General features: G+C 39.0%; 13 protein-coding genes. 7 read left to right on the top strand and 6 right to left on the bottom strand.

The window, feature by feature from the left end:
• Positions 1-142: 142 nt before the first annotated feature.
• Positions 143-1,483, bottom strand: a complete 1,341-nt coding sequence (locus tag AWW68_RS15840; protein WP_068223073.1) for a short-chain fatty acid transporter — start codon at positions 1,481-1,483, stop codon at positions 143-145.
• 107 nt (positions 1,484-1,590) lie between these two features.
• A complete protein-coding gene (locus AWW68_RS15835) occupies positions 1,591-2,598 on the bottom strand; it encodes an acyl-CoA reductase (RefSeq protein ID WP_068223070.1) in 1,008 nt (335 codons plus the stop codon).
• Between the two features lie 144 nt (positions 2,599-2,742).
• Between AWW68_RS15835 and AWW68_RS15830 the strand changes: the two genes are divergently transcribed.
• Positions 2,743-3,087 carry a 4Fe-4S dicluster domain-containing protein gene (locus AWW68_RS15830; protein ID WP_068223068.1) on the top strand — a complete coding sequence of 115 codons (345 nt, stop codon included), beginning with the start codon at positions 2,743-2,745 and terminating at the stop codon, positions 3,085-3,087.
• 59 nt (positions 3,088-3,146) lie between these two features.
• On the opposite strand, the gene AWW68_RS15825 is transcribed toward AWW68_RS15830, so the two are convergent.
• On the bottom strand, positions 3,147-3,860 hold the full coding sequence (locus AWW68_RS15825) for a hypothetical protein (RefSeq protein ID WP_068223066.1): 714 nt from the start codon (positions 3,858-3,860) through the stop codon (positions 3,147-3,149).
• A 24-nt stretch (positions 3,861-3,884) separates the two neighbouring features.
• A complete protein-coding gene (locus tag AWW68_RS15820) occupies positions 3,885-4,790 on the bottom strand; it encodes a DUF58 domain-containing protein (protein WP_068223064.1) in 906 nt (301 codons plus the stop codon).
• A 186-nt stretch (positions 4,791-4,976) separates the two neighbouring features.
• On the opposite strand from AWW68_RS15820, the gene AWW68_RS15815 reads away from it, so the two are divergent.
• The 3 genes from AWW68_RS15815 to cas6 all read left to right on the top strand — a co-directional run bounded on the left by AWW68_RS15815 (position 4,977) and on the right by cas6 (position 7,474).
• Positions 4,977-5,312 carry a DUF3276 family protein gene (locus AWW68_RS15815; protein WP_068223062.1) on the top strand — a complete coding sequence of 112 codons (336 nt, stop codon included), beginning with the start codon at positions 4,977-4,979 and terminating at the stop codon, positions 5,310-5,312.
• A 123-nt stretch (positions 5,313-5,435) separates the two neighbouring features.
• Positions 5,436-6,533, top strand: coding sequence for a redox-regulated ATPase YchF (gene ychF, locus AWW68_RS15810; RefSeq protein WP_068223059.1), 1,098 nt, complete (start codon positions 5,436-5,438; stop codon positions 6,531-6,533).
• 128 nt (positions 6,534-6,661) lie between these two features.
• Positions 6,662-7,474 (top strand): CRISPR-associated endoribonuclease Cas6, encoded by an 813-nt coding sequence (gene cas6 / locus AWW68_RS15805; RefSeq protein ID WP_068223056.1) that lies wholly within the window; start codon positions 6,662-6,664, stop codon positions 7,472-7,474.
• On the opposite strand, the gene AWW68_RS15800 is transcribed toward cas6, so the two are convergent.
• A complete protein-coding gene (locus AWW68_RS15800) occupies positions 7,464-8,726 on the bottom strand; it encodes a type IX secretion system plug protein (RefSeq protein ID WP_068223053.1) in 1,263 nt (420 codons plus the stop codon). The genes cas6 and AWW68_RS15800 overlap by 11 nt on opposite strands.
• A gap of 97 nt (positions 8,727-8,823) precedes the next feature.
• On the opposite strand from AWW68_RS15800, the gene AWW68_RS15795 reads away from it, so the two are divergent.
• Together AWW68_RS15795 and AWW68_RS15790 are read left to right on the top strand one after the other, a co-directional pair.
• Entirely contained in the window at positions 8,824-9,378 is a 555-nt protein-coding gene (locus tag AWW68_RS15795; protein WP_068223051.1) for an RNA polymerase sigma factor, read from the top strand.
• Positions 9,378-10,718 (top strand): hypothetical protein, encoded by a 1,341-nt coding sequence (locus AWW68_RS15790; protein WP_068223050.1) that lies wholly within the window; start codon positions 9,378-9,380, stop codon positions 10,716-10,718. The genes AWW68_RS15795 and AWW68_RS15790 overlap by 1 nt, the downstream gene beginning before the upstream one ends.
• Before the next feature lie 2 nt (positions 10,719-10,720).
• On the opposite strand, the gene AWW68_RS15785 is transcribed toward AWW68_RS15790, so the two are convergent.
• Entirely contained in the window at positions 10,721-12,637 is a 1,917-nt protein-coding gene (locus tag AWW68_RS15785; RefSeq protein WP_068223047.1) for an ABC-F family ATP-binding cassette domain-containing protein, read from the bottom strand.
• A 94-nt stretch (positions 12,638-12,731) separates the two neighbouring features.
• Between AWW68_RS15785 and AWW68_RS15780 the strand changes: the two genes are divergently transcribed.
• Positions 12,732-13,898 (top strand): PQQ-dependent sugar dehydrogenase, encoded by a 1,167-nt coding sequence (locus AWW68_RS15780; protein WP_084375717.1) that lies wholly within the window; start codon positions 12,732-12,734, stop codon positions 13,896-13,898.
• Positions 13,899-13,957 lie beyond the last annotated feature (59 nt).

Raw genomic sequence — 13,957 nt, 5'->3', positions numbered from 1 at the left:
AAAAAGTAGCTTCAATGTGCTTTTAACGTGCTCAAAGTCTCCTTTTTAAGGGGGCGCAATTTATCAAAAATCGGTAAAATTGGAGGCTAGAACCTTTCTAAATTCTTGTAGTAATAATCAGCAATTCAGAAGCTTTTGATTTTTAAAAAATCAGCAAGTTGGTGATGAAGATAACAGAGCCAATAAGCAAAATAAAACCACTATAAGGCAGTATGTCTTTGGCTTTAAGCTGTGTAATTCCTAAGAGTGGGAGGGCCCAGAATGGCTGAAGCATGTTAGTGAGCTGGTCTCCATAACTAAGCGCCATTACCGTTTTTGGGATGGAGACTCCAAGTGTTTGTGCTGCTTCTGTTACAATAGGTCCTTGAACTACCCACTGACCGCCACCGCTCGGCACAAAGATGTTTACCAAACCAGCACTCAAGAAAGTGAAGATGGGTAGAGTAGTTTGGTTGGAAATAGCTACAAAAGCATAGGAGATTTCGGCACCTAAGCCAGAGTATTTCATAATGCCCATTATTCCTGCATACAGTGGGAATTGAATGATTATGCCTGTAGATCCGCCAACAGCAGTTTGAACGGCTTTCAGAAATTTGGCGAATGTTCCATGGAAAGTAAGTCCTAGACCAAAGAGTAAGAAGTTTACATAATTGAGATCAATGAAACCTAGGCCAGCATCACTTGGAGTATTGAAGGCTTGTCGAATAGCTATAAAACAAATGATAACTCCCAGACCAATGGCGGGTAGTTTGTAATGGTCAAATTTCTCGGCACCAACTACAGAGTCGGATTCTACCACCGAATCATCTGCTTTTAGATTGAAAGGTTTGTCTTTAACCATTTTGCCGAGCAAGTATAAAGACAGTGGAATAAGAATAACCAGACAAAACCAAGTAACAAGATTCATGTTGGAGAGTATTGTTTCATCAATACCTATTCTTCCAATTTGATTGATAAGAAAATGATCTTTACCTGAAACAGTTAGTGGCGCAGATGCCGAAAAACCACCATGCCAACACATCATGCCAGCATAACCAGCCGCACCTATCAGAGGGTAGTTCAGTGGTTTACCTAGTTGTTGTGATCTTTCGGCTACTTTTCTGGCAAATATTGCTCCGAATACTAGGCACAGGCCCCAGTTGAAGAAACTGAGTAGAATTGTAAATAAGCTGACAATCAATGCAGCCTGAGCAGTTGTGTTACAAAACTTGGTTAGCTGACCAATGAGCTTATTGAATATTGGAGTAAGCGCTAAGGTATGGCCAAGTATAAGAATAAGAGCCATTTGCATGGTGAATGCTAAAAGCTCCCAAAAGCCAGTTTGCCAATACTCCAAAATTTTTATCGGATAAGCGGAAACAGCGTTTTCAGGCCTTTGAGTGAAAATTAGTGCCAGAAAAAACACCATCACAGAAATTATAATGGCTATGGCAAAAGGAGAGGGGAAGAGGTGGTAGAAAAGTTGCCTGAATCTTTTGGTCATGCTTAAAGATGCGAATTCTTATGGATTCAAATAACTAGCCCACGGTTTAAACCTTGGGCTAGTTTGTTATTTTACTTTTTATAAAATCATTGAAATGGTTTTTGAATTTATAAGGAGGCCAAAAACTCCAGCGTATCTACACCATCGGCATAATCCCAAAGTTCAGGACATTGAGCGGTTCCGAATGGCAAGCTGCCTTCGTACCAGCCGTCTTTTGAAACTACACATTGAATTTTGTCTTGCTGAGCCGATAACTTTAGGGAGAGCTCTGCCTCACTTTCGTAGGTTTCATAATAGAGTACTGAAATAGGAGAGACCAACTCTTTGCTTTCTCTCATCATAAAGAAGCCAGAATCTAGGTGCGGTTCTTTGTTGACTAGGTAGATTGATTTATTGTAGTCGTAGTTGTTGCGGTATTTGTGATGATCAAGTGCAGAAGAGAATTTGTCCATTGCACTTATGAGTGTAGGTAGTTTAAAATCCTTCGGTACATAAACTTTAGATACGTTTCTGCAACCAAGACCGAAATAGGTAAATATATCTTCGCCTAGTGCTTCAAAGTCTTCGGTACTTTCGCTTCCGTTAACAATGCCCACTGAAACTCTGTTTTGTCTGATGATATGTGGTTTCCCTGCGAAGTAGTGTTTGAAGTATCTTGCGGAATTGTCAGAACCAGTTGCAATAACGGCATCTACATCGTTGAGTCGTTCAACCTCTTGAATAAGCTCTTTAAAGCCTGCATCAATATTGATTAGGGCGTTTATAACAGCTTTCATTAAAATAGAGTCTTGCGAAGAGTATTTTACACAGGCTACATTTCCACTTATAATTACTGACAATACATCGTGGAGACCAACCAATGGAATATTTCCAGCAAGTACAAGTCCAATGTTTTTGCCAGAAGCTTTAAAGGAGTAAGGTTTTACCCAGTCTTGCATTTTGTCTTTTTGAAGGGCTTCTGCCCAAGCATTAAAACACTTTTCTATGCTTTCTTTGGTAAACCAGTTGTTCTGATTGGCTGCTATTTGGCACAAGGCATCTAACGATTCGCCCTTTTGTTCATTAAACCAAAAGCCCAGTTGTCTTATTCCTTTTAGTCTCGCTTCTAATTCCATTGTTGTAATTCTGTGGCAAAAATACACTTTAAGATTGCGCGCAAGAACAATAACTCATTACTTTTGCGCCAAATACTGAAGAATTCTGAAACTTAGGCGACTGAAAATTGTTGCACTAAGAACACCAATAAAACAAGAAGCGCTATGGCGATAATGATTACAGACGAATGCATCAATTGCGGTGCATGTGAACCTGAGTGTCCGAATACAGCTATTTACGAAGGTGGGATGGAATGGACGTGGGCAGGCGGAACTGATCTGAAAGAAGTAGAAATGGAAGATGGAACTGTAATTGATGGCAATGAGCCTCAAGAACCGGTTTCTGATGAGTTCTATTATATCGTCTCAGGAAAATGTACGGAGTGTACTGGTTTCCATGAAGAGCCTCAGTGTGCTGCAGTTTGCCCTGTAGATTGTTGTGTTGATGATCCTGACTACAGAGAAACTGAGGAAGAATTAGAAGCGAAGAAAGAATGGCTTCACGTTTAATAGCGTTGGAACCAATAATATTGATAAAAAAAGGCCTCGTGAGAGGCCTTTTTTTTATTCTACAATTTTGTGATAATAATCTGGTCACTACTTTCAAATTCTTTATTGAAAGTAATGCCATAAGAGTTCCTTAATTCTTTAAACAATTCTTCGGTGCTGCCTCTCTTAAGTTCAATTTTAAGGTTAAATCCAAGTTCAGGTAATTGCCCTTCAATAGGAGTCTCGACCTCCTTATTTAATAATGTGATTAGGTCTGTTAGTGTGCCAACAAAGCTGATTTGATTTTTTGTAATCTTAGATTGTTGTTTTATGCCTGCTTGATAGTCTCTTGCCTGCGCAAGTAATTCTCTATTTGATATTTCTACGCTGTAGAATTCTCTTGTGCCATCTTCTGTTTTCCACTCAAATCCAACTTCTTCAGCCATAAAGCTTAATATTTCATCTCTTAGAAGAGATATTTCCTTTGCTGGAAAATCAGTGACTTTGAGGTTATAGGTGAAGTCTTGAAAATCACCCTTTACCAATAGACTGTTATTTGGGGTGAAAGATTTAATCACTTCTTGAAGGCTGCCCATTCTTTGAAACATAAACTCACCCTCCGATGATCCAGAAACATTATTGCTGAAGTAACCTTTCCTTTCGATTTCTAACTCAAGTTTGGCGTTGTTTTTTTCTTCTAGTGTTTTGGAATCATAAGATTTTTTAGAATCAAAGTCGCAACTAGATAGAAATACAAGAAGGGCTAAGGAAATGATGTGTATTGTGTTTTTCATTGATTAGATTTTGATATTCTTAAATTAAGTCATCTTTTGTCTCTTTATCAAATAGGCTTTAAGAATTTGGTCGAAACCTTGGTTGATGTCGGCTTCTATCAAATCAATCTTTAGCTTGGCACATTTGAGGTAAAGGTCTTTGTAATAAGAGTCCATTTGCTCTCTAAAGGCTTTCTTTATAGTGGCAGGGTTCAACCTAACCCTCTCTTGAGTTTCTGAGTCTATAAATTCATGAGGTCTATCTTCAAAGTCAAAATCTAACTCCGTATGATGATCCGTTACATGAAACAGTAGCACTTCATGTTTTTTGTGCTTTAAGTGCTGCAGTGCAGACATCAACTCTTCTTCATTGGCTTCATTGTCGAACATATCGGAGAAAATGATTACCAAAGACCTTCTATGAATTTTCTGAGCAAGTTGATTCAGAATAGATGCAACGTTAGTTCGCTTTTCTGTCTTTGGTTTCTCCAGCATTTCATTGAACTGAAGAAAAAGCTTGTGAATATGTGACGCAGAAGATTTTACAGGAGTCTCAATTTCTAGCTTTTCGCTAAAGGTGTGAAGGCCAACAGCATCTCTTTGTTTGTGGAAAAGATAGGTGAGGGCAGCACCAGCCATTACACTAAATCTCATTTTGCCCAAGTTCTCCTTTGGGTAATACATAGAAGAAGATTGGTCAATGATGAGCTGGCAACGCAGGTTAGTTTCCTCCTCGTATTGTTTAGTATATAGTCTATCGGTTTTAGCATAAAGTTTCCAATCAATATGTCTGGTGCTTTCTCCATTATTATAGAGTCGGTGTTCTGCAAACTCAACTGAAAAACCATGATATGGAGATTTATGCAAGCCGGTAATAAACCCTTCTACCATTTGTTTAGCCAGCAACTCTATGTTGCCCAGCCCTTTAATATCTTCTAATGTAAACTGCATAACTGTTGCTCTATGTATCTTATCGGCTTCTTAGACCCAAAATCACCCTTCAAACTACTTAAAATAAACTTATGGGTTGTGTTTTTTATTTTTGCGGTGTTTGCAATAGTAATTTTAATTGGTTTATATTAGACTGCTTTTTATACGAAAACCAACTAAGACTAATTAGATTAAATACTTTGAGTAGTGGAAGACAAGGACAGGAATGAGATTTTTTCGAAGCGGGTGAGGGCAGGAAAAAGGACGTATTTTTTTGACATTAAGGCCACCAGATCCAATGACTATTATTTGACCATCACAGAGAGCAAAAGAAAGTTCAAGGATGATGGTTTTAGCTATGAAAAGCATAAGATATTTCTCTACAAAGAAGATTTTCACAAATTTGTAGACGCACTCAATGAAGCAGTAGGACACGTAAAAGACGAATTGCTACCCGATGTAGACTTTACACAATTCGAAAAAGAAGAAGAGTATAGTCTTAATAATGACTCCAATCACGATAGCGAGCTTAGCTGGGATTAAGAGATAAAAAGATAAAGATATTAAGGGGCTTAGCCCCTTTTTTGTTGTCCAAGAGTGAGCTCAAAAATCAATTATTTTTATCTTTGCGCCCTGTTTTAATAAAAGCAAATTCAATTATCAATTATGGGTTTACAATGTGGTATTGTTGGTCTGCCAAATGTGGGAAAATCAACACTCTTTAATGCACTTTCTAGCGCTAAGGCCGAAGCAGCAAACTTTCCTTTCTGTACCATTGAACCCAATGTTGGGGTGGTTACCGTTCCAGATGAGCGTTTAGATATTTTAAAAGGATTGGTAAACCCGCAAAAGGTGTTACCAACAGTAATTGAATTTGTAGATATTGCTGGTTTAGTAAAAGGTGCCAGCAAGGGAGAAGGACTTGGTAACAAGTTCTTGGCTAACATTAGGGAGGTAGACGCCATTATTCACGTTATCCGTTGTTTTAAAGACGATAATGTAGTGCACGTTGCAGGTAATGTAGACCCTGTTTTCGATAAAGATGTAATTGATACAGAGCTTCAGCTCAAGGATATTGAGTCTATTGAGAAGAAGATTCTAAGGCTACAGAAAATAGCTAAATCTGGAGACGCCAAAGCCAAAAAAGAATTAGCCGCTTTAGAAAAGTTCAAGAACGAAATGGAAACGGGCAAAAATGCTCGTTCTATCGAAGCCAATGAAGATGAGTTGGAGGCAGTAAGAGACTTATCTCTACTTACTATTAAGCCTGTAATTTATGTGGCCAATGTAGAAGAGTCTTCAATTCACACAGGTAATGAGCATGTTGATGCGTTAAAAGAGTCCGTAGCCAATGAAGGAGCAGAAGTTGTTGTTATTTCCGCTTCAATAGAGTCTCAAATTGCGGAGTTAGATGACCCAGACGAGAAAGCTATGTTCTTAGATGAATATGGCCTAAAGGAGTCGGGTTTAAATAAGCTTATTAAAGCTTCTTACTCTTTGCTTAACCTAATTACCTATTTCACTGCAGGTGAAAAAGAGGTGCGTGCTTGGACTATTACCAAAGGATGGAAAGCTCCTCAAGCCGCTGGAGTTATTCATACCGATTTTGAAAAGGGCTTTATTCGTGCGGAAGTAATCAAATTAGACGACTATCAACAGTATAAAACTGAGGCTGCAATTAAGGAAGCTGGTAAGATGTCTGTTGAAGGAAAGGACTATATTGTAAAGGATGGCGATATAATGCACTTCCGTTTCAATGTTTAATTCCTATTTTGCTATAAATCTTTATTTTTTACAATTAGGCTGAACAATCTTTTTCACCACAGAGTTTAGGTTCATATTGCTCGCAATGGTGGGCAAGTCTTGGAGGTTGTAAATTAAAGTAGAGTATAGTGAGAATCAGGGTAATTTTTAAGCTGCATAATAGAGGGGCTTACCTGCCATTTCATCACCAACACATTCTAGCTCAATTTTTGAAAGGTGTTTTGGTGAAGGGTGCGGAGAAAAAATACATCAATTTCGAATGTTTTAACTTTTCTGGTCTGAAGGGACAAACCAAGATTTCCAGAAATGGTCTCCATTATTATTCAAATTTGGTTACCCTGGTTATATCATCACCAGATAAAGACTTTGTAGATTATCTGCTTGCTCAAATTTTCGAGTTCGAAACTATTGAGTTCGGTAACCTAAAAGTGAGTCCATCTTTCACTGAAATCGAAAAACCTATAGACCTTACGGAAGAAACTAAATTCATCTGTATTTCACCGATAGTGCCTTTTAAGGCTGAATTCAATGATGAGTCTTCTAAAAGGTTTATCCTTCCTGAATCTGATGAATTTTCCGATTTATTGTACGAATCTACGATTCAAAGACTTGAGAGATTGGGTAATTACACCACAGAAGATTTTGATCGGTTTAAGAAGTTTCAGGTAGTGCCAGATGCCGAATACTTAAAGCGTATGCAGGAGAGAGATAAGAAATTCGCCAGAATTTATTCGCTTTTCGATAATGACGTGAAGTATGAAGTAAGAGGTTATACTTTGCCTTTTAAGTTGTATGCTGATAAAGAGGTTCAGGAGTTTTTATTTCATTGTGGCTTTGGCAATTACACTTACAAGGGCTTCGGCATGTTAGATATCGCCAATGCTAATCCAGTAGATAGAACTGAAAAGTACCAATTTCAGAGAGAGTCTGTTACCGCCTAGAGTTGTAGGCTGTGGCTGAATATGCCACTAATAAATCTCCTCTGCCACCCATGGGTCTGTAGTACACAAATACTTCGTATAAATTCTCAGTGTCAAAGAAGCTACCATCAATAGAGAAAGGGTCTTGTCCATCGGTCACATAGGTATAATTATACCAACCTTGCTTTAAAAGAACTTCCAATTCATATTGTTCGAGTTCGCTATTGTAGTGCATCAGCGAGGTCTCATTCTTCTGCCAGTTATTAAATGCACCCAAAACGTAGACATTATCCTGTTTTTGAGGAAGTTTTAAACTCAGTTTGGTGTTCACATATTCTGCCGTAGATTGTCCTGATCGTCCTTCTAAATCTCGAATGTAAAATTGCCCATTAATATCTAATCCTTGAAGGTATCCATCGCCAAGTGGCATATCTGGTCTGAGTTCAGCGAAAACCCTATTCTCAACAACCTTTACAGACTGCACATTTCTCCCCGTGAAGGTTACTGTTCCCAAATCGAAGCTTCTAAATTCGTTGGTCCCCGGAAATTCATTTTCATCTCCCAGATTTTGGTATCGAATAGTTTTATTATTCTGATCAATGAAAGTAGAAGGTAGGTTATAGGTGGTCAAATCTTCGCGCTGATTCTGCCTAACCACCACCTTAAACTGAGTTTTAGGGTCAATGGCTTTAAGGTTGGCGTAGTTAAGCGTTACTTCCACCCGCTGATTATTGAGCCTTTTACCAGCATCGGCAGACCGGTTTATAGAAACACCAGCGGCTGCAGCATCTTCAAAAACATAGAACCTTTGAGATAGAATCAAGTCTTCTTTATCTCTATCTCTGTACACAACCGCCAAATAATTGCCCGAAGTCTTAAAGGCTGGAATGGCAAAGCGGTAGTTTACATATTTTTGCTTGGCCTCTGAGCTGAACTCGAATTCGGTTATTTCAAACTCATTAAAGGTGTTCAGGAATACGTTTGGCCTAATACTAGAGGGTGTCCAGTCGGCATTACAGTGAATGAAATAGACATAATAGTAGTCTGCATTTTCTCTAAGGTCGTCAAAAGAAAGCCAGAGTTGTTGCCTGTTAACTCTAGTAACGGGAGGGGCTATTACACTTTCAACTGAATTACCATTACTGTTTATTTGTACAGTTTTTATAGTTGGTTCGTAAACTCGGTTATCAAACTTTAATTCTTTTTGCGCCAAAGTGGCAAATGGCGTAAGCAAAGCAAGAATGAGAGTTAAGTACAGAGGCTTTATATTCATTTGTAGGAAAGACTTTCGATAAATTTCTATGGCATTACAACCAATAATAATACCAGTGTGTCTAAAAAACCAGAAGACAGGATCTTCTTAAAGGTCAATGATTCAAGATATAGAATTAATCCATAAATGCATTGAAGGAGATGGCAAGGCGCAGCGCGAACTTTACAACCGCTACGCTGCCAAGCTCATGCCTATGGCTATGCGTTACGCAAAGTCTCAGGCCGATGCTGAGGATATTCTTCAAGATGCATTTATTAAAATATTCAATAGTCTAGAGTCATTTCGTCAGGAAGCACAGTTTCTGACTTGGTTAAAGCGCATAGTCGTTAATACCGCCATCAACCACAACAGAAAAAAGCTTTATCAGCAGCCAATGCTAGATATTGAGAAAACACCTCTTTATGTGGAAAAGGATCTGGTGATATCGCACTTACACTTTACGGAAATTATGGCAATGATGCAGAAGTTGCCGGTGGGTTGTAGAACAGTTTTCAACCTTTTTGCCATTGAAGGCTATGGTCATAAAGAAATAGCCGAAATGATGGAAATCACTGAAGGAACCTCAAAGTCGCAGTATTCAAGAGCGCGAGCTCTGCTAAAAGCAATGATTGAAGAGGCCAGTACAGTAGTTAAATCAAATGCGTCAATGTGATGGACAATTTTGAAAGTGAAATGAAAGATATGTTCGATGGTGTTGAGTTTCAGCCATCGGAAAGAGTTTGGGCAGGAGTGGAGCAGGCCCTGGGGGAAAAAAAGAAGAAGGGGGTCTTCTTTATGTGGCAAACTTATGGGGTGGCTGCAGCACTTATTTTGTTCATTACAGCAGGTATGCTGTATAAGAATGGCTTATTCACGAAGCAACCAGATGCTCTTGAGGGAACTAAGCAACTCACTGAAAGTGAAGAGCAAATCTCCACAGATACCCTTAAGAATGAAGATGGCGCTCATGAAAAACTCTTAGCCAAAGAGGGTACGCAAGAAGAGTTAAAAAGAGAGAAGCCTGGTGATCAAATCAAAACGCTTTTAGCTGCCAAATCTAGTGAAGGAAAAGCTCAGGAAACCCTTGAGAATATAAGTTTGAAAGGTTCCTCTACTGATGAATCGGTCGGAATGAGTTCAGAAGGTGAAAGTGATTCAGAAGGTCTTTTGATCGATTTGGAGAGACTTGAGGCAAAGCCTTACAGAGCTAGTCTTGCTGCCACCAAGGCCAAATGGCTGAACAGGTTGGGGGTAGATGAATCTGCCCTGGCGTCTTTGGTTAAAACTGCTGAAGAACAACCCGAGTTTGTGGGAGAAAATGCTCTTAACGGTAGGCTGGGGAACAATAACTTTAATATTTCCGAACCCGCTAATGGTTCTCCATTAGCAGCTAGGGCAGAGGATGCCAATTTTCAGGCTATGTCTAGCATTGAAAACCGAAAGGAAGAAACTTTAGGTTCATTGAGTGCCGGAATTGGTTTTTCGCTAGAATTAAGTCAAAGGTTGACGTTAAATACCGCTCTTAGATATAGTGAGCTCAGAACTAAAACCACTTCTAATGCTTACTCAGTAAGTAAGGGTCAGTCGTTTCCAATATACTTGCCGCTTGGTTACGATCCAGACAATGTAAACTTCATTGGCACTTATGATTTGGTGAATACACTGCAAGGGCTTTCAGTTCAGCCTACGTTGAGCTATAAAGTGGCTCAGTTCGGTAAATTCGATGTGTCCGTTTTGGGTGGTGTAGGTTTCGACTATTTCTTCGCTTATCGGGTTAAGGGCGAGTTGAACTTTCTTTCAGTCAAAAAAGCCAACCTGAACGATTCTGATTTCATTAAAAAATTCAATGTGAGTGGAATTACCGGCTTGGGTCTAAATTATAGACTCAATGAACAGTTTGGTTTAGCTGCTGATTTAAATTACCGATACTTCCTTCCAACTGGTGGCGGTGACAACAGAAGACAATCTTCTGTAGTTGGTTTTGGACTAGGAGTAAACTATTTTCTTCAATAGAATTAGCTAGCCTCGAGCTCTTCTATTTCTAGATAAATGGTTTCCCAGTTTTCTTGCTTACTTTCTAGTTGTTGCTTTAGCTGGGTATGCTTTTCGGTTTTTTCGGCCAGCGTATCTGGGTTTTCAAACACCTCTGGCTTAGCCATATCCTTTTCAATGTTGGCAATTTCACCTTCTATTTGCTCAATAGCACTTTCTGTTTCAGCTAAGCTCTGTTTCAGTTTCTTTAGCTCTTGCTCTTCCTGATTATTACGAACTTTTTTGCCTGCACTTTTAGCTTTAGGTTTAGCTGGTTCTGGTGGAGCCTGTGCTGCTAATTGCTTTTCTCTTTTGGCTTGCCAATATTCGTATTCATCGTAAGTTCCCGGATAAACCTTGATTTCTTGATCTTCTATGTACCAGATTTTATTGGCTATTTGAGAAACAAAATGTCTGTCGTGAGAAACAATTACGAAGGTGCCTTCGTATTGTTGAAGCGCCTGAATAAGGATGTTTACCGATAAAAAATCTAAGTGGTTTGTCGGTTCATCCATCATTAAGAAGTTAGCCTCAGAAAGAAGCGTTTTTGCTAGAGCCACTCTAGATTTTTCGCCACCAGAGAGTACCTTAATCTTCTTAAAAACTTCTTCATTTTGAAAAAGGAAACAACCCAAAATACCTCTCAAATCTCTTTCAGACTTACTTGAGCCAGCTTGCTGTAATTCTTGAAGTATTTCGTTTTCAATATTTAATGCCTCAAGCTGGTGCTGGGCATAAAATGCGGTGTTTACGTTATGACCTTCTTTTCTATCTCCTTCAATTTTCTCTGACCCAGCTATAATTCTTAAAAGGGTAGATTTACCTTTTCCGTTGGCTCCGATTAGCGCAATCTTATCTCCGCGTTCTACTTGAGCAGAAGAATTCTTCAGGATTTGAAGATCTCCATAGCTCTTAGAGATGTTGTTTAGCTCTACAATGTACCTACCAGACTTTTGAGTGAAGCCGAACTGAAAGTTCATGGTGATATTCTCATCAACAACGTCTTCAATTAGGTCCATTTTTTCAAGGGCCTTTACCCTAGACTGAACCTGTCTTGCCTTAGTAGATTTAGCTCTGAATCGTTCAATAAATCGCTCAGTTTGGCGAATTTGAGCCTGTTGGTTTTCGTAGGCGTTCTTTTGAATTTCTTCTCTTTCGGCCTTTTCTTCCTGATAAAACGAGTAATTACCGCTGTACTGAGTGAGTTTAAAGCCCGAAACCTCTACTATGGAAGTTACCACGTTGTCTAAGAAGTACCTATCGTGAGAAACTACTATAATGGCGCCCTCATAACTTCTTAGGTAGCTTTCAATCCACTTAATAGAGGGAAGGTCTAAGTGGTTGGTTGGCTCATCGAGCATTAAAAGAGAAGGCTTCTGTAAAAGAAGTTTGGCCAGCATTACCCTCATTCTCCACCCTCCAGAAAACTCTCTGAGAGGCCTTTTTAAGTCTTCAGTTCTAAAACCGATACCTTCTAATATGGCCTCGGCATCTGACTGCATGCTGTATCCGCCTAGTGCTTCGAACTGCTCTTGAGCTTTTGAGAGTTTATCAACCAAACTATCATCATAGTCTGTTTCCATTTTATGAAGAATCTTTTCAATCTGACGTTGATGCTTGTTGGCTTCTTCAAAAGCTTCCATAGCAATAGAAAGAATGCTATCGTCTGATTGATAGGAGAGTAAGTCTTGATTTAAGAATCCAATGGTGCACTCTTTACTCTTAGAGATTTCTCCAGAAGTGGGCTGATATTCACCAATGATCAACCTTAAAAGGGTAGACTTACCTCTTCCGTTTAGGCCTATTAATCCAATTCTATCATTGGGTTTTATATGTAGGTTGGCGCTGTCGAATAAGGGTCTGTCACCGATATAATAAGATAGGTTGTTGATGGCAATCATGTCGCAAAAATAGCTTCACTAAAAAGAAAACAAACATTCACCTCTGATAAAATAGTTATCATTACACGATATATCATTTGATAGATTTGACATTATGAAAAGATCGACCTTAATCAGACTGTTCTATTCCTTGTTTATACTTTGTTTAGTGAGTTTTTGGAGTTGTGATAGCAAAGCCCAAAGCAAACAGAATAATGAGTATGAGGCCCTTTTGGAGCGTATAAATCTTCCCGAAGGATTTGAAATTTCTTATTACGCTACCAACGTTATAGACGCTAGATCATTGGCCAGAACCGAAGACGGAAAAACTGTTTTTGTGAGTAATAGACGTAGAAAGAATGTCTATGCACTTACCGATACTAATGGAGATATGGTGGCAGATAAGGTAGATACAATTCTAACTGGTTGGAATTCACCGAATGGAATTGCTTACAGAAATGGCGATTTATATGTAGCCGAAATCAACAGAATTCACCGTTTCCCAAGTATTATGGAGAACCTAAGTGATCCTAAGTCAGAGGTTATTTATGACCAATATCCAACTGACGGTCATCATGGATGGAAGTTCATTGCTTTCGGGCCCGATGGTAAGCTTTATGTGCCAGTTGGTGCCCCATGTAACGTATGTGATAAGGAAGAGGAAAACCCAGTTTACGCAACAATCACCCGAATGGATCCTGATGGTTCTAATATGGAGATTTACGCAAAGGGCGTGAGAAACTCAGTTGGGTTTACTTGGAATCCAAAAACCAATAATATGTGGTTTACGGATAATGGTAGAGACCTTATGGGTGACGATATTCCGGCTTGTGAACTTAACTTTGCTCCAAAGGCGGGTATGCACTTTGGCTTTCCTTACTGGCATCAAGGAGATATTCCAGACAAAGAATTTGGCAAGAAATATCCTCGAGATAAGTTCACTGAGCCAGCTTACAAATTTGAGCCTCATAGTGCTCCATTAGGATTGAGGTTCTACGAAGGCAATATGTTTCCTGCTAAATACAAGAATAATATAATTGTTGCACAGCATGGATCATGGGATAGAACCCCTGATGCAGGTCATATTGGCTATCAACTTCGCTTTGTGCAGATTGAAAACGATAAAGTAGTGAAAAGTGAAATTTTTGCAGATGGTTGGTTAGACACTGAAAATAATAAAGGCTGGGGCAAACCAGTAGATATTATGGAAATGCCTGATGGTTCTATTTTAGTGTCAGACGATGTAAACCATTGTATCTATAGAATTACATACAAGAAGTAATCCTTTAAGATTATAAAAGGCTGTTTTCAATTAAAAGAAAGCAGCCTTTTATTTTTGCA

The organism is Roseivirga spongicola (assembly GCF_001592965.1).
In the GTDB taxonomy this organism is placed as follows: Bacteria; Bacteroidota; Bacteroidia; order Cytophagales; family Cyclobacteriaceae; genus Roseivirga; species Roseivirga spongicola.
This window is presented reverse-complemented; position numbering and strand designations above follow the sequence as displayed.

Coding starts and splice junctions, on each gene's coding strand:
- AWW68_RS15840 (WP_068223073.1), bottom strand. CDS start 1,483: ATGACCAAAAGATTCAGGCAACTTTTCTACCACCTCTTCCCCTCTCCT.
- AWW68_RS15835 (WP_068223070.1), bottom strand. CDS start 2,598: ATGGAATTAGAAGCGAGACTAAAAGGAATAAGACAACTGGGCTTTTGG.
- AWW68_RS15830 (WP_068223068.1), top strand. CDS start 2,743: ATGGCGATAATGATTACAGACGAATGCATCAATTGCGGTGCATGTGAA.
- AWW68_RS15825 (WP_068223066.1), bottom strand. CDS start 3,860: ATGAAAAACACAATACACATCATTTCCTTAGCCCTTCTTGTATTTCTA.
- AWW68_RS15820 (WP_068223064.1), bottom strand. CDS start 4,790: ATGCAGTTTACATTAGAAGATATTAAAGGGCTGGGCAACATAGAGTTG.
- ychF (WP_068223059.1), top strand. CDS start 5,436: ATGGGTTTACAATGTGGTATTGTTGGTCTGCCAAATGTGGGAAAATCA.
- AWW68_RS15800 (WP_068223053.1), bottom strand. CDS start 8,726: ATGAATATAAAGCCTCTGTACTTAACTCTCATTCTTGCTTTGCTTACG.
- AWW68_RS15795 (WP_068223051.1), top strand. CDS start 8,824: ATGATTCAAGATATAGAATTAATCCATAAATGCATTGAAGGAGATGGC.
- AWW68_RS15790 (WP_068223050.1), top strand. CDS start 9,378: ATGGACAATTTTGAAAGTGAAATGAAAGATATGTTCGATGGTGTTGAG.
- AWW68_RS15785 (WP_068223047.1), bottom strand. CDS start 12,637: ATGATTGCCATCAACAACCTATCTTATTATATCGGTGACAGACCCTTA.
- AWW68_RS15780 (WP_084375717.1), top strand. CDS start 12,732: ATGAAAAGATCGACCTTAATCAGACTGTTCTATTCCTTGTTTATACTT.